Here is a 14,244-nt window from a genome sequence, read left to right as displayed (position 1 = left end):
AAAGGTAATGTCATGAAGGCATTTTTGACCCGACGAAAGTCCTTTGTGGTTGCAGCATCAGCAGCCCTCGCCCTGACACTGAGCGCCTGCGGCGGCGGGGGCGGAACCACCAGCAATCCGTCAGTGGCCGAGAAGCCCACCTTTGCAGCAGGCAGCACCATGGAGAAGCTCTCCAAGGCCGGCACCATCAAGATCGGCACAAAGTTTGACCAGCCGCTGTTCGGCCAGGTCGGACTGGACGGCAAGCCCATCGGTTTCGACGTCGAGATGGGCAAGCTGATTGCCGCCAAGCTGGGCATTGCTGCGGACAAGATCGAATGGTCGGAGACCGTCTCAGCCAACCGCGAGCCCTTCATCGAACAGGGCAAGGTGGATCTGGTCATCGCCACGTACACCATCAACGACAAGCGCAAGCAGGTCGTTAGCTTTGCCGGGCCGTACTACGAGGCCGGCCAGGCGCTCATGGTCAACAAGGACAATGACACCATCAAGAAGCCGGAGGACGTCAAGGGCAAGAAGGTCTGTTCCGTGACCGGTTCCACCCCTGCCGGCACCATCGTGGAGAAGTACGGAGCAGAACTCGTTCCCGCGGCCACATACTCCGCCTGCCTCGAACCGCTGCGCAACAAGCAGGTGGAGGCCATCACCACCGACAACGTGATCCTTGCCGGCTTCGTGGACAAGGAACCTGAAGCCTTCAAGCTGGCCTCGGACGAAACCTTCACCAAGGAGCCCTACGGCATCGGCCTGAAGAAGGACGACACCGTCTTCCGCAACTGGATCAACGACCAGCTGGAGGAATTCGGCAAGGACGGCTCCTACAAGAAGGCATGGGAAGCCACCGCCGGCTCCGTCATCAAGACGGCTCCGGAGCTCCCGGCCATCAACCGTTACTAAGTAACGCCGGCGGTTGCCGGAGTCCGCTTAACGCGCCTCCGGCAACCGCCCTCCCATCTTCGCTCCCGTCCGCGACACACAGCCAAAGGATGTTATGGACGTCATCATCGAAAACCTGCCACTCTACTGGGAAGGCTTTCTCCGAACCCTGTTCCTGTCCGCCGTGTCCGGAGTCATCGCCCTCCTGCTGGGGACCGTGCTGGCCGCAGCCCGGGTCTCCCCTGTTGCCGCCCTCCGCGGCTTCAGCATGACCTACGTGGAGATCCTGCGGAACACCCCCCTGACCATTGCTTTCTTCTTTGCCGCAATCGTCCTGCCCCGGCTCGGGGTGAAATTCGAGCAGTTTGAGGTGGCGGCCATCATTGCCCTGAGTGCCTACACTGCGGCCTTCATCGCCGAAGCCGTGCGCTCCGGCGTCAACAGCGTTCCCGTCGGCCAGGCCGAGGCAGCACGCAGTATCGGCATGAAATTCGGCCAGGTGCTTTCCCTGATCATTCTCCCGCAGGCACTGCGGACGGTGATCCCGCCGTTGATCAACATCCTGATCGCGCTCGTGAAAAACTCCTCCGTTGCCGGCGCCTTCTTCGTCCTGGAGCTGTTCGGTTACGGCCGCCAGCTCGCCAATTCCAATGGCGACCAGGTCCTGGCCGTTCTCCTCGGAGTGGCGTTCTTCTACCTGCTGATCACTGTTCCGCTGGGCATCCTGGCGAGCACCGTCGAACGAAAGGTGGCGATCGCCCGATGAGCTCAGTTCTATACGACGTCCCGGGGCCGAAAGCCCGCCGGGTCTCACTGATCGGTTCCGTAGTCGGGTCCCTGCTGATCCTTGGCCTGTTGGCGTGGATCGTCAGTACCCTGGCGCAGCAGGGCATCTTCGAGGGACGCCGCTGGGCCATCTTCACCCGCGCGGACGTCTGGACGCTGCTCGGCAACGGCATCGGTGCCACCCTCAGTGCTGCCGCCGTTGCCGCCGTCATCGCGTTTCCCCTGGGGCTGTTGCTGTGCCTGCTTCGGATTTCCGACCTCGCCGCGATCCGGATTCCCACCCGGATCGTGCTGGAATTCCTGCGCGGCATGCCCGTCGTCCTGATGATGTTCTTTGTCCTGCTGGTCTTTGGCACCAACCAGTTCATCGCAGTGGTGGCCGGCCTGGTCCTTTACAACGCGGCCGTCTTCGCGGAGATCATCCGCGCCGGCATCCAGTCCCTGCCCAAGGGACAGCGCGAAGCGGGCCTGACCATTGGCCTGACAAGTTTCCAGTCCCGCATGATCATTGAGCTGCCGCAGGCCGTCCGCCGGATGATGCCTTCGCTCGTGGCCCAGCTGGTGGTGCTGCTGAAGGATACGTCCCTGGGTTACATCGTCGCGTACGGTGAGCTGCTCCGGGCCGTGCAGGTCATGGCCGACTTCCTGGGGACGCAGTTCCTGTTCCCGGTCTTCTTCGTGGCCGCTGCGATCTACATTGCAATCAACATCTGCGTTTCGCGGATCGCAGTGTGGATTGAACGCCGCGGTTCCAAGAAGGCCGCCGGCGGCGTGGCCAAAGCGGAACCTGAGCCGATTGAAGCCGAAGTGAAATAGCAGTAACGAAGGCGAGTACCAGGAAGGCCCTGATCAACAGATCAGGGCCTTCCTGCTTGCCGGGACTTGGTCCTGATTAGTTGGCCAGCCACGTCCGGAGCGCCCTCAGGCATTCGCGGACCGCGTCGGCGTCAACGTGCTCATTGTCCTTGTGCGCCAGCAGGGGGTCGCCCGGGCCGAAGTTGACCGCGGGAATACCCAGTTCGCTGAAGCGTGCGACGTCGGTCCAGCCGTACTTCGGCTTGGGCTCGGCACCGACGGCGGCCACGAAGGATGCGGCCGCCGGATGGTTCAGCCCCGGCCGCGCGCCGGCCGCGCTGTCCGTCTTGACGACGTCGAACCCGTCGAGGAGTTCGCGGACGTGGGCTTCGGCCTGGTCCGGAGTCTTGTCCGGAGCGAAGCGGTAGTTGATTTCCACCACGCAGCGGTCAGGGATGACGTTGCCGGCGGTGCCTCCGTTGATTTTCACCGCGTTGAGGCTTTCCCGGTAGTCCAGGCCGTCCACGTTGATGGTGGCCGGTTCGTAGGCGGCCAGCCTGGCGAGGATGGGGGCGGCGGCATGGATGGCGTTGCTTCCCATCCAGGCCCGGGCGGAGTGTGCTGCTTCACCGATGGTGGTTGCTTCGAACCGCATGGTGCCGTTGCACCCGCCTTCCACCGTTCCGTGAGTCGGCTCGAGCAGGATGGCAAAGTCGCCGTCCAGGAGGCCGCCGTGGTTGCGGACCAGCCGCCCGAGGCCGCTCTTCACCGCTTCCACTTCCTCGTGGTCGTAGAACACGAAGGTGACGTCCTTGCCCGGTTCCGCGCCGCCGTCGAACATTGTGGCCGCCAGCGCCAGCTGCACCGCGACGCCGCCCTTCATGTCCGTGGTGCCGCGGCCGTACAGCAGCCCTTCCCCGGGTGCGCCGGACGGCCAGAACGAGGGAACAGTGCCGAGGGCCCCCTCGGTGGTGGGGAGGGGCACCGTATCCAGGTGCCCGGCCAGGATGACCCGTTCAGGGCGGCCAAGGGCGGTCCGGGCAATGATGGAGTCGCCGTCCCGGACCACGGTAAGCTGCGGAATCTTCCGCAGGGCATGTTCGACGGCGTCGGCCAGCTCCTTCTCGTTGGCCGAAACGCTGTTGATGTCGATGAGCGCAGCGGTGAGGAGGGCGACGTCCTGGCGGAGATCCAGGCGGACAGAGGCAGTTTGAGCAGTCACGATGACAGTCTAGTTCGAGACCTGAGCCTCCCTCTCGATAGACTGGTGGCATGACTGAAACCGCTGCTGCTTCCGCCGTGCCCGCTGACAATTCCGCGTCCGCCGACGGCCGCTCCGCCTACGGCTACGGTGTGGCCACCATTTCCACCCGCAACGGCGAGGCCACTGTGCTGGACGTCTGGTTCCCGGCGCCGTCCCTCGGAACCGCAGCGGACACCCTTCGGAATGTGGAGAGCGCGGATCCCGTGCTTGCCGAGATCGCCGCAGCCGGCACTGACACCGACCGCGGCACCGAGCAGCAGGTCGTTTTCGTCCAGGTGCACCTTGACGAAGCCCCCGCCGACACTGCGGACGCCTACCTCCGCCTGCACCTGCTTTCGCACCGGCTGGTCCAGCCCAACACCATCAACCTGGACGGCATCTTCGGCAAGCTCCCCAATGTCGTCTGGACGAACTTCGGCCCGGCTGCCGTAGACGGCTTCGAGCTGACCCGGGCCAAGCTGCGCAAGCGCGGCGCCGTGACGGTTTACGGCGTGGACAAGTTCCCGCGCATGGTGGACTACGTGGTGCCCGCAGGGGTCCGGATCGCCGACGCCGACCGCGTCCGCCTTGGCGCCCACCTGGCCGAAGGCACCACGGTCATGCACGAGGGCTTCGTGAACTTCAACGCCGGCACCCTGGGCACCTCCATGGTGGAAGGCCGCATCTCCGCAGGCGTCGTCACCGGCGACGGCACCGACGTCGGCGGCGGCGCGTCCATCATGGGCACCCTCTCCGGCGGCGGAAAGGAAAAGATCTCCCTCGGCCAGCGCGTGCTGCTGGGTGCCAACTCCGGCGTCGGAATCAGCATCGGCGACGACTCCGTGGTGGAAGCCGGCCTGTATGTCACGGCCGGCACGCGCGTCCGCGTGATCGGTCCGAAGGACGCCGACGGCGAGGACACCACCCGCGTGGTGAAGGCCGTTGAGCTCTCCGGCGTGCCCAACCTGCTGTTCCGCCGGAATTCCTCGACCGGTGCGGTGGAGGTACTCCCCCGCAAGGGGCAGACCGTGGAACTCAACGAGGCACTCCACGCCAACTGATTCCGTCCGCCTGCAGAAGTCAACCGGCCCGTCCAGGGCGTGAGGGAGTAACTTCGTGTCACGGAGACGTGGCCTGCGCCGCCTGCTAGTGCTGGGGCTGGCTCTGGCACTTATTGCCGGCGGCGTTTACACGGCCGTGGCCTTTATCCAACGCTCGGAAACGCTGATTGCCGAAAAGTGCACCGCCGCCGTCGGGTCCCGCAAAGCCGACCTGGCCACCGACCAGGCGGCCAATGCGGCCCTGATAACAGCGGTCGCCGTGCGCCGCGGGCTGCCCCCGCGGGCGGCGAGCATCGCCCTGGCCACTGCCATGCAGGAATCCAAGCTGCGCAACATCGGGCACGGCGACCATGCCGGGCCGGACTCCCGCGGACTGTTCCAGCAGCGTCCCTCGCAGGGCTGGGGCACCGAGGAACAGGTGATGGACCCGTATTATGCGAGCGGGGCGTTCTACGACGCCCTGGTGAAGATCCCGGAGTACGAATCGCTGGAAATCACCGCCGCCGCACAGCAGGTCCAGCGTTCTGCGTACCCGCAGGCCTACGCCGAACACGAGGACATGGGCCGGGTCTTCGCGTCCGCCCTGACCGGCCAGTCTGCCGCAGCACTGGACTGCACCCTCAAGACGCCTGAACAGGCCGGTGACGTCCAGGCGGTCGTCGACGAACTGACAGCGGCGTTCGGGAACGTACCGGCAACGGCCGACGGCAGCACTGTCGTGCTGGAGGCGAGCGGCAGCCAGGCCTGGGCCGTGGCGCAGTGGGCCGTGGCCAACGCGAAATCCCTGTCCGTGACGGAGGTCGGCGTCGAGGGCAGCAGCTGGGACCGGGCGTCCAGGAACGGCTGGCAGCCCTCGGACGCCCCCTCCGGCCAGGTCACGATCACGGTGGCCGCCGGGACTTCCTGACGCTGCCGGAACTCCGTGACGTTAGTGCCTCAGACGAGCAGTTCCACGACGGGCTGGACGTAGCTTCGGAACACCTCGGGCTGGGACAGCAGTTCCTTGCTCATGATGATCTTGTCCGGCTCCAGGTACCAGGCCCGGGGTTCCGTCAGCGGAAGTTCGACGATGGTCAAGGTAAAGTCCCTCGAACCGCGGCCCACCTCCAGCAGCCGGTCCTCCACCATGTCGCCCAGGAGCTGCGGGGCGCCGCTGGCCTCCCGTTCGGCTTCCAGCTCCGCATACTCGGCGCGGCGTTCCCGCGCCCACGTCAGCGCCGAGCCGAAGTGCGCCTGCAGCACGCGCTGGAGGGCCGGGGAGTTGCCGAAGGCCTCAAAGTCGGGGGGCGTCACCTCGGGGGTCATTTGCGGATGCGCCTTGAGCAGCTGCTCCCACCAGGCCTCCCATTCAGTCTTCAGGGCGCTGATCCCGCCTACTTCGGACGTGAGGTTGGTGTGGTCCACCGGACGGATCTTGGGTGCCATGTGACACAGTGCCGGACGCCCGGCACTGTCGAGGCCGGCGGCGTCGCGAACGTAAAGTGCGATGAGCATGGGACCTGATGTGTCCATGGTGATTCGCCAGCCAGGACCGCCTGTTTGGTGCATCCGAATGGCCTCCCTTGGCTTGTTTACTGTCCCAGTCTAATCCTGTTGACTACTGACGTTAATGGGTGGTTTCAGACTGTCCCAGGCTGTGCAGGTGGGACGACAGAACGTCCCTGCACATTTCGGCAGTCATCCATTCCGGCTGCAGCAGGGCATGCATTGTCAGGCCGTCCAAGGTGGCCAGCAGCCGCTCCGCTTCGGTGACCAGGCCCTGGTGCCCGTCGCCGTCCACTGACTCCCCGGGGGCCCGCAGTTCCATGATCAGCCAGCCGATGACGGCGGCCACGGCCCGGTGGCTGCGGTCGGCCTCGGCGGCCAGGAAGGGCCTGATCCGGGCTGCGTTCTTGAACGCCATCCAGACGCATGCGTCCACCGCCCGTTCCTCATCCAGGGGAAGGAACTGGCCCAGCAGGGTTAACACGCCTTCCCGGTGCTCAGCCGTGCCGGGGACCTGCCGGTTGAGGTGCTCACGGGCCGCCTCCAGCCTGCCGGTGATCCGGTCCACCGCAACCCCGAAGGAATGGGCCAGAAGCTCTTCGCTGCTGGAGAAGTAATGGCGGACGGAACCCACCGCCAGCCCGGCTTCGTCGGCCACTTCGCGCAGTGAGGCACGTTCCAGCCCGTCCATGGCGATGATCCTGAAGACTGCTTCGACAACTTCCTGTCGCCGGGCTGCGGCATCAACGATTTTGGGCACCCCTATTATTTAGCACAGTTGTGCCGCCAAGTTGTGGGCAACACGGGCGGATGCCCGGCGAAGTGGGATAGCGTTGAGCCCATGAGAATTCTGGTTACGGGCGGCACCGGCTACATCGGGTCGCACACAGTTCTGTCCCTGCAGGAAGCCGGCCATGAGGTGGTGGTCATCGACAACCTCGTCAATTCAAGCGAGGAGTCGCTGCGCCGCGTGGCCGAGCTCAGCGGCAAGGAAGCGGTCTTCCACAACGTGGACCTCGTGGACGAGGCGGCAGTCGATGCCGTCTTCGCCCAGGACCGGATCGACGCGGTGATCCACTTCGCCGGGCTCAAGGCCGTGGGCGAATCCGTCCGGGAGCCGCTGAAGTATTACTACAACAACCTGGTGGGCACGCTGAACCTGATCCGGGTGATGGACCGGCACGACGTCCGCTCCCTCGTATTCAGCTCCTCAGCCACGGTGTACGGCGAGCACAACCCCATTCCGTACGTTGAAAAGATGGAGATCGGCGCCAACAACCCGTACGGCCGGACCAAGGAACAGATCGAGGACATCCTGTCGGACCTCGGCGCCGCGGACAACCGGTGGCACATCGCGCTCCTGCGCTACTTCAACCCGGTGGGCGCACACCCGTCCGGGCGGATCGGCGAAGACCCCCAGGGGATCCCCAACAACCTGGTGCCGTTTATCGCCCAGGTCGCGGTGGGCCGCCGCGAAAAGCTGATGGTGTTCGGCGGCGACTACGACACCCCTGACGGCACCTGCCTGCGGGACTACATCCACGTCGTGGACCTGGCCGAAGGCCACGTTGCGGCGCTGAACCACGTGGCCGAGCGCACGGGCGTGTTCCGCTGGAACCTCGGCTCCGGCAAGGGATCCTCGGTGCTGGAGGTACTGCGTTCTTTCGAAAAGGCCGTGGGCCACGCACTTCCCTACGAGATCACCGGCCGCCGGGCGGGCGATCTCCCCGCTTTCTGGGCCGATGCCACCTCCGCGCTGGCCGACCTGAGCTGGTCCACCACCAAGACCGTTGACCAGATGTGCGAGGACCACTGGCGCTGGCAGAAGAACAACCCGCTGGGCTACAACTCCTAAACCGGAAAACGACGCCGGCTACGCACCTGGGGTGCGTAGCCGGCGTCGTTCTTTGTCTATCCGCTGGCTGTATCTAACGGCTAGCTGGCCGGGTAGTTGCGCTCCGGCTCACCTGTGTAGAGCTGGCGCGGACGCCCGATCTTGGTGTTGGGGTCGCTGATCATTTCGCGCCACTGGGCAATCCAGCCCGGCAGGCGGCCGATGGCGAACAGCACGGTGAACATCTTCTCCGGGAAGCCCATGGCCTTGTAGATCAGGCCGGTGTAGAAGTCCACGTTCGGGTAGAGCTTGCGCTGGATGAAGTAGTCATCATTCAGCGCCTTCTCTTCGAGGCGCAGGGCGATCTCCAGGAGTTCGTCGTTGCCGCCGAGCTTGGTGAGGATCTCGTGTGCCGTGTCCTTGACGATCCTGGCCCGCGGATCGTAGTTCTTGTAAACGCGGTGTCCGAAGCCCATGAGGCGGACGCCGTCTTCCTTGTTCTTGACCTTCTCCATGTAGTCCTCGGGCTTGGTGCCGTCGGCCTGGATCTGGCGGAGCATCTTCAGGACGGCCTCGTTGGCGCCGCCGTGGGCGGGGCCGAAGAGGGCGTTGATGCCTGCCGAAACGGAGGCGAAAAGGTTGGCGTTGGACGAGCCCACCAGCCGGACCGTGGAGGTGGAGCAGTTCTGCTCGTGGTCGGCGTGCAGGATGAGGAGCAGGTCCAGCGCCTTGGCGACAATCGGGTCCACCTCGTACTGCTCGGCCGGAAGGCCGAAGCTCAGGCGCAGGAAGTTCTCCACGAGGTTGTGGGAGTTGTCCGGGTAGAGCATCGGCTGGCCGATGCTCTTCTTCAGGGCGTAGGCGGCGATGACCGGCATCTTGGCCAGGAGCCGGTACGTGGAGACCTCCACCTGCTCGGCATTGAACGGGTCCAGCGAGTCCTGGTAGAACGTGGAGAGCGCGGACACAGCCGAGGACAGCACGGGCATCGGGTGGGCGTCCCGCGGGAAGCCGCTGAAGAAGCCCTTGAGCTCTTCGTGCAGCAGGGTGTGGTGGCGGATCCGCTGGTCAAAAGCTTCCAGCTCGGTGGCGTTCGGCAGGTTGCCGTAGATGAGCAGGTAGGAAACTTCAAGGAAGCTCGAGTGCTGGGCGAGCTGCTCGATCGGGTAACCGCGGTAGCGCAGGATGCCGGCGTCGCCGTCGATGTAGGTGATCGCCGAAGTGGTGGCCGCGGTGTTCATGAATCCCGGGTCAAAGGCAACGGCGCCTGTCTGCTTCAGCAGTTTGGAAACGTCATAGCCTTCGTTTCCTTCTACAACCTTGATGCGCGGGAGTTCGAGTTCGCCGCCCGCATGGCGCAGGGTTGCGCTGGTGGTCTCAGTCATGGAGTCTCCTCATGAGGCGTCAGGGCCTCTCTGTAGAAAGCTTGATCCAACATCCGGTGGAGCCGCCCGAGGAGCCTGCGTGGCAGGGTTTCCAACGGTCGGGCTGCCTTCTTGTAGAAAGCCACCATTGATAGTCAGTTAAAAAGTACCGCTCCAAGGCAAGGTGACACTAATCCGATAGTGCCGAAATGCCCCAAAAAGGCCCCCGTTGTGTTGCGTGTCACATCATTGTTACGGACCCGTGGCGGGTTCGTGGCGGCTAGGCGCCGGTGCTTAGCCGGGCTACAGCCGCGTCGATCCGCTCATCCGCGGCCGTCAGCGCAACGCGGATGAACCCGTTGCCGGCATCGCCGTAGAACACACCGGGTCCCACCACGATCCCCAGCTCGGCCAGCCTGCCCACGGTGTCCCAGGTGGCTTCGCCGGCGCTGCACCAGAGGTAGAGTCCCGCCTGCGATTCGTGGATGGTCAGCCCGAACGCCTCGAGCGCCGGCACCAGCCGCTCCCGCCGGCTGCGGTAAAGGTCCTTTTGGGCCTGGACATGGGCGTCGTCGCCCAGTGCCACCCGCATGGCTTCCTGCACCGGGTACGGCACGATCATGCCGGCGTGCTTGCGGCTGTTGACCAGGTTGGCCATGATCACCGGGTCCCCGGCCACGAACGCCGCACGGTATCCCGCCACGTTCGACTGTTTGCTCAGCGAGTAAACCGCCAGCAGGCCGTCGTGGGAGCCGCCGGCAACGCGCGGGTCCAGAACACTGGGCACGGGGCTGCCGCCGCGCTGGACGTCCCACTCCCCCCAGCCAAGCTCCGCGTAGCATTCGTCCGAAGCCACCACGGCGCCAAGCCCGCGGGCCTGGTCGACGATCCGCTTCAAGGACGCCACGTCACGGACGCTTCCGGTGGGGTTGGCCGGCGAATTCACCCAGACGAGCCGGACGCGCTGCCGGGTCTCGTCATCCAGGTCATCGAGGTCGTCAGCGGCGATCTGTTCGGCGCCGGCGAAAGTCGCCCCGATGTCGTAGGTGGGGTACGCAACCGTGGGACGGACGACGACGTCGCCCGGCTTCAGTCCCAACAGGAACGGCAGCCATGCCACCAGCTCCTTGGACCCGACGGTGGGCATGACATCTCGGGGATCCAGCCCGGGAACGCCGCGGCGCCGGGCGAACCAGTCTGCAATGGCTGTGCGGAGCGCCGGCGTCCCGTGCACCGTAGGGTACCCGGGGGCGTCGGCGGCGCCCTGGAGCGCTTCCTGGATCAGGACGGGCGTGGGGTCCACCGGTGTGCCGATGGAAAGATTGACCGCCCCTCCGGGGTGCTCCGCAGCCTTGGCAAGGTAGGGTGCCATGGCCTCCCACGGGTAATCGGGCAGGCTGAGGCCGAAGCTGCGTACTGCGGATGTCACGCCAGGCGCCTCAGTGATCCTGGTTCTGCGGCGGCAGGGCAGCAATCATCGGGTGGTCCGTGTGGGTGTTGCCGACCTTCGCAGCGCCGCCGGGCGAGCCGAGGTCGTCAAAGAACTCAACATTGGCCTTGTAGTAGTCGGCCCACTCCTCCGGGGTGTCATCCTCGTAGTAAATGGCCTCAACGGGGCAGACGGGTTCGCAGGCACCGCAGTCGACGCATTCGTCGGGGTGGATGTAGAGGGACCGCTCACCCTCGTAGATGCAATCGACGGGGCATTCTTCAATACATGCCTTGTCCTTGACATCTACACACGGCTGCGCGATTACGTACGTCACGTCCCTTGCCTCTCCACGTTGGTTTCCGGCATTCGGCCGGTGATCATTTCCGGCCTGAGCGCCGGACTGCTGACTTCTGAGCCTATTATCTATCAGGCTGTTCCCGCGAACCTAGCGTCGCGTCATACATTCCCCCGCGTCATACTAGCGCGGGGTCCTAGGATGGAGTGGTGAATTCCCAGATCCCTGCACCCCGGCTGTTCCTGGAAGGCGCGCCGCTGGGCACCAGGGTGGTGGTCCGTTACAGGATCCCGGAGGGCATGACGGATGCCCTGGGGGACCTGGTGGGAATCAACCCCGTGGAATGCACCGTCCGCACCCGGCGGACCGACGTCGTCATCCCTTTGGCCCTGGTGGTGGCAGCGAAAGCGGTGCCGCCGGCGCCGGCACGGCGTGCCCCGCGGCCCGCACCCTAGCCTCTGGCACACGCGGCCGTCAGGCCGGTGGCCTGAGCACCCGGTAGCGCCGGCACCAGACGAGCATCAGCACTGTTACCCCGGCAATGCCGTAGATCCAGGTGTACCCGGGAAAGTCCCCGGCGATCAGTCGCTTGCCGGGCTCCAGCGTCGACCACAGGCCCGCCAGCACGTAGCACAGCAAGCCGCAGGCCGCCGTCGGGATCACTGACCGGAAGGCCGCCCCGAGGAGCAGCTGGACCGATCCGAGAAGCACCAGCGCTGCCACTGCACCCCAGGGCAGGACGACGCCGGGAAGCAGCAGCTGCTGCCGGTGCAGGGCCGTACCGGCAGCGGCTACAAAAAGAGCTGCCGGCACGGCGGCGGCGATGCCGCCTGCCATGCCGGCAGCTCTATTGTTCACGAGGGTGATGACCGGAACGTGCTCGGATCAGACCTTGGCGCGGGCGCGGTTGGCCTTGGCGCGCTCGTTGGTGTCCAGGATGACCTTGCGGATGCGGATGGACTCCGGGGTAACCTCGACGCACTCGTCTTCGCGGGCGAATTCGAGGGACTCTTCGAGGGTCAGGTCGCGCGGGGGCGTCAGGTTCTCGAAGGTGTCGGAGGAAGCGGCACGCATGTTGGTGAGCTTCTTTTCCTTGGTGATGTTGACGTCCATGTCGTCGGCGCGGGAGTTCTCGCCAACGATCATGCCCTCGTAGACCTCGGACGTGGGCTTCACGAAGAAGGAGCCGCGTTCCTGCAGGTTGATCATGGCGAAGGGCGTCACAACACCGGCGCGGTCGGCGATCATCGAACCGTTGGTGCGGTACTCGATCGGGCCGGCCCAGGGCTCGTAGCCCTCGGAGATGGAGGCAGCGATGCCGGCGCCGCGGGTGTCCGTGAGGAACTTGGTGCGGAAACCGATCAGGCCGCGGGCCGGCACGATGAACTCCATGCGGCACCAGCCGGTGCCGTGGTTGGCCATGTTGGTCATGCGGCCCTTGCGGGCTGCCATGAGCTGGGTGACGGCGCCGAGGTACTCTTCAGGCACGTCGATGGTCATGTGCTCCATCGGCTCGTGGATCTTGCCGTCGATGGTCTTGGTGACCACCTGGGGCTTGCCGACCGTCAGCTCGAAGCCTTCGCGGCGCATCTGCTCAACGAGGATGGCAAGGGCCAGCTCGCCACGGCCCTGGACTTCCCAGGCGTCGGGACGCTCGGTGGGGAGGACCTTGATGGAGACGTTACCGATCAGTTCCTTGTCGAGGCGGTCCTTCACCTGGCGTGCGGTGACCTTGGCACCCTTGACCTTGCCGGCCAGCGGCGAGGTGTTGATACCGATGGTCATGGAGATCGCGGGATCGTCCACGGTGATCAGCGGCAGCGGCTGCGGGTTCTCGGCGTCGGTCAGGGTCTCACCGATGGTGATGTCCTCGATACCGGCGACGGCCACAATCTCGCCCGGGCCTGCGGACTCGGCCGGCACGCGGTCGAGGGCCTTGGTGGCCAGCAGTTCGGTGATCTTGACGTTCTTCAGTTCGCCGTTGGCACGCGCCCAGGCAACGGTCTGGCCCTTGCGCAGGGTGCCGTTGTAGATGCGCAGCAGAGCCAGGCGGCCCAGGAACGGGGAGGCATCCAGGTTGGTGACGTGCGCCTGGAGGACACCGTTCGGGTTGTAGGTCGGTGCCGGGATGTGCTCGATGATGGTCTTGAACAGCGGCTCAAGGTCCTCGTTCTCCGGAGCCGTGCCGTCAGCCGGCTGCTCAAGGGAAGCGCGGCCAACCTTGGCTGCGGCGTAAACCACGGGAACTTCGAGGATCTTGTCCAGGTCCAGGTCCGGAACTTCGTCGGCGAGGTCGGAGGCCAGGCCCAGGAGCAGGTCCATGGACTCGTGGACGACTTCGTCGATCCGTGCGTCGGGGCGGTCGGTCTTGTTGACCAGCAGGATGACCGGCAGGTGCGCGGCAAGGGCCTTGCGGAGCACGAAACGGGTCTGGGGCAGGGGGCCCTCGGAAGCATCGACGAGAAGCACAACGCCGTCAACCATGGACAGGCCGCGCTCCACCTCGCCACCGAAGTCGGCGTGGCCCGGGGTGTCGATCACGTTGATCGTGATGGTCTCGCCCTGCGAGGACGGTCCGTTGTAGGCCACGGTGGTGTTCTTGGCCAGGATGGTGATGCCCTTTTCGCGTTCAAGGTCACCGGAGTCCATGACGCGGTCTTCGAGGTGGTTGTGCTCGGCAAAGGAGTTGGTCTGCTTGAGCATGGCGTCGACCAGCGTGGTCTTGCCGTGGTCAACGTGGGCCACGATCGCGACGTTGCGCAGGTCACTGCGCGATGCAGTGGCTACCGCGGTGTTGGTGGTGGTTTCAGACATGCGTTATTGCTCGATTCAGTGGTGAAGTCAGCTGTGGTATCGCGACATTTCCAACCGGAACGCACGACGGATGAGACCCTTTGGCACAGGGCACCTTCTACCATTCTAAGCGCTAGGTCATTTATTGGCCTAAAAACCCCAAAACGGGGTCCGTCAGCCCCCGTTACTGGATCGTCATCTGAATGGGACGAATAGTGGCTTAAGTTACTGGATATTCCTGTTGCGATGCCCCATCATTACGGAGGTAACAGCAAGCAAA

The 14,244-nt window shown here is 65.0% G+C and carries 15 protein-coding genes; 7 read left to right on the top strand and 8 right to left on the bottom strand.

Annotated features, from left to right (window positions below; translation table 11 throughout):
- Positions 1-12 precede the first annotated feature (12 nt).
- The 3 genes from AC6JAC_RS07745 (at position 13) to AC6JAC_RS07735 (ending at position 2,478) form a co-directional block, all read left to right on the top strand.
- Positions 13-897, top strand: coding sequence for a glutamate ABC transporter substrate-binding protein (locus AC6JAC_RS07745; protein WP_028269434.1), 885 nt, complete (start codon positions 13-15; stop codon positions 895-897).
- Between the two features lie 94 nt (positions 898-991).
- Positions 992-1,642, top strand: a complete 651-nt coding sequence (locus AC6JAC_RS07740) for an amino acid ABC transporter permease (RefSeq protein ID WP_028269435.1) — start codon at positions 992-994, stop codon at positions 1,640-1,642.
- Positions 1,639-2,478: an amino acid ABC transporter permease gene (locus AC6JAC_RS07735; protein WP_028269436.1), complete on the top strand. Its 840-nt coding sequence runs from the start codon at positions 1,639-1,641 to the stop codon at positions 2,476-2,478. The genes AC6JAC_RS07740 and AC6JAC_RS07735 overlap by 4 nt, the downstream gene beginning before the upstream one ends.
- A gap of 76 nt (positions 2,479-2,554) precedes the next feature.
- On the opposite strand, the gene dapE is transcribed toward AC6JAC_RS07735, so the two are convergent.
- Positions 2,555-3,679 carry a succinyl-diaminopimelate desuccinylase gene (gene dapE / locus AC6JAC_RS07730; RefSeq protein ID WP_028269437.1) on the bottom strand — a complete coding sequence of 375 codons (1,125 nt, stop codon included), beginning with the start codon at positions 3,677-3,679 and terminating at the stop codon, positions 2,555-2,557.
- 50 nt (positions 3,680-3,729) lie between these two features.
- Here dapE and dapD point away from each other — a divergent pair, with 50 nt between their 5' ends.
- Both dapD and AC6JAC_RS07720 read left to right on the top strand, forming a co-directional pair.
- A complete protein-coding gene (gene dapD, locus AC6JAC_RS07725; protein ID WP_497964172.1) occupies positions 3,730-4,761 on the top strand; it encodes a 2,3,4,5-tetrahydropyridine-2,6-dicarboxylate N-succinyltransferase in 1,032 nt (343 codons plus the stop codon).
- A 55-nt stretch (positions 4,762-4,816) separates the two neighbouring features.
- Positions 4,817-5,668, top strand: coding sequence for a hypothetical protein (locus tag AC6JAC_RS07720; RefSeq protein ID WP_497964170.1), 852 nt, complete (start codon positions 4,817-4,819; stop codon positions 5,666-5,668).
- Between the two features lie 29 nt (positions 5,669-5,697).
- Here the strand turns inward: AC6JAC_RS07720 and AC6JAC_RS07715 are convergent, their stop codons facing one another.
- Both AC6JAC_RS07715 and AC6JAC_RS07710 read right to left on the bottom strand, forming a co-directional pair.
- Positions 5,698-6,309: a hypothetical protein gene (locus AC6JAC_RS07715; RefSeq protein ID WP_497964168.1), complete on the bottom strand. Its 612-nt coding sequence runs from the start codon at positions 6,307-6,309 to the stop codon at positions 5,698-5,700.
- Positions 6,310-6,367: 58 nt separating this feature from the next.
- On the bottom strand, positions 6,368-7,006 hold the full coding sequence (locus tag AC6JAC_RS07710) for a TetR/AcrR family transcriptional regulator (RefSeq protein ID WP_028269441.1): 639 nt from the start codon (positions 7,004-7,006) through the stop codon (positions 6,368-6,370).
- Positions 7,007-7,087: 81 nt separating this feature from the next.
- Between AC6JAC_RS07710 and galE the strand changes: the two genes are divergently transcribed.
- A complete protein-coding gene (galE, locus tag AC6JAC_RS07705; protein ID WP_028269442.1) occupies positions 7,088-8,101 on the top strand; it encodes a UDP-glucose 4-epimerase GalE in 1,014 nt (337 codons plus the stop codon).
- 80 nt (positions 8,102-8,181) lie between these two features.
- Here the strand turns inward: galE and AC6JAC_RS07700 are convergent, their stop codons facing one another.
- The 3 genes from AC6JAC_RS07700 to fdxA all read right to left on the bottom strand — a co-directional run bounded on the left by AC6JAC_RS07700 (position 8,182) and on the right by fdxA (position 11,210).
- Complete coding sequence (locus AC6JAC_RS07700; protein WP_028269443.1) at positions 8,182-9,465, bottom strand: citrate synthase; 1,284 nt, start codon at positions 9,463-9,465, stop codon at positions 8,182-8,184.
- A gap of 259 nt (positions 9,466-9,724) precedes the next feature.
- Positions 9,725-10,873 (bottom strand): succinyldiaminopimelate transaminase, encoded by a 1,149-nt coding sequence (gene dapC, locus AC6JAC_RS07695; RefSeq protein WP_497964166.1) that lies wholly within the window; start codon positions 10,871-10,873, stop codon positions 9,725-9,727.
- 10 nt (positions 10,874-10,883) lie between these two features.
- A complete protein-coding gene (gene fdxA / locus AC6JAC_RS07690) occupies positions 10,884-11,210 on the bottom strand; it encodes a ferredoxin (RefSeq protein WP_028269445.1) in 327 nt (108 codons plus the stop codon).
- Positions 11,211-11,380: 170 nt separating this feature from the next.
- Here fdxA and AC6JAC_RS07685 point away from each other — a divergent pair, with 170 nt between their 5' ends.
- The gene (locus AC6JAC_RS07685) at positions 11,381-11,626 is read left to right on the top strand and encodes a putative acetyltransferase (protein WP_347895305.1); all 246 of its coding nucleotides are present in this window, start codon (positions 11,381-11,383) and stop codon (positions 11,624-11,626) included.
- A gap of 19 nt (positions 11,627-11,645) precedes the next feature.
- On the opposite strand, the gene AC6JAC_RS07680 is transcribed toward AC6JAC_RS07685, so the two are convergent.
- Together AC6JAC_RS07680 and typA are read right to left on the bottom strand one after the other, a co-directional pair.
- A complete protein-coding gene (locus tag AC6JAC_RS07680) occupies positions 11,646-12,008 on the bottom strand; it encodes a hypothetical protein (RefSeq protein ID WP_347895303.1) in 363 nt (120 codons plus the stop codon).
- Positions 12,009-12,056: 48 nt separating this feature from the next.
- Complete coding sequence (typA, locus tag AC6JAC_RS07675; protein WP_028269448.1) at positions 12,057-13,985, bottom strand: translational GTPase TypA; 1,929 nt, start codon at positions 13,983-13,985, stop codon at positions 12,057-12,059.
- Positions 13,986-14,244: the final 259 nt, after the last annotated feature.

The sequence above is a fragment of the Arthrobacter sp. KUASC02 genome, assembly GCF_059739395.1.
Note: the sequence above shows the minus strand (reverse complement) of the source record. Positions and strands in the feature narration are given on the sequence as shown.

Excerpts from the sequence above, each read along its gene's own strand:
- AC6JAC_RS07745 (WP_028269434.1), top strand. The coding sequence starts at position 13 with ATGAAGGCATTTTTGACCCGACGAAAGTCCTTTGTGGTTGCAGCATCA.
- AC6JAC_RS07740 (WP_028269435.1), top strand. The coding sequence starts at position 992 with ATGGACGTCATCATCGAAAACCTGCCACTCTACTGGGAAGGCTTTCTC.
- AC6JAC_RS07735 (WP_028269436.1), top strand. The coding sequence starts at position 1,639 with ATGAGCTCAGTTCTATACGACGTCCCGGGGCCGAAAGCCCGCCGGGTC.
- dapD (WP_497964172.1), top strand. The coding sequence starts at position 3,730 with ATGACTGAAACCGCTGCTGCTTCCGCCGTGCCCGCTGACAATTCCGCG.
- AC6JAC_RS07715 (WP_497964168.1), bottom strand. The coding sequence starts at position 6,309 with ATGCACCAAACAGGCGGTCCTGGCTGGCGAATCACCATGGACACATCA.
- galE (WP_028269442.1), top strand. The coding sequence starts at position 7,088 with ATGAGAATTCTGGTTACGGGCGGCACCGGCTACATCGGGTCGCACACA.
- AC6JAC_RS07700 (WP_028269443.1), bottom strand. The coding sequence starts at position 9,465 with ATGACTGAGACCACCAGCGCAACCCTGCGCCATGCGGGCGGCGAACTC.
- AC6JAC_RS07680 (WP_347895303.1), bottom strand. The coding sequence starts at position 12,008 with ATGGCAGGCGGCATCGCCGCCGCCGTGCCGGCAGCTCTTTTTGTAGCC.
- typA (WP_028269448.1), bottom strand. The coding sequence starts at position 13,985 with ATGTCTGAAACCACCACCAACACCGCGGTAGCCACTGCATCGCGCAGT.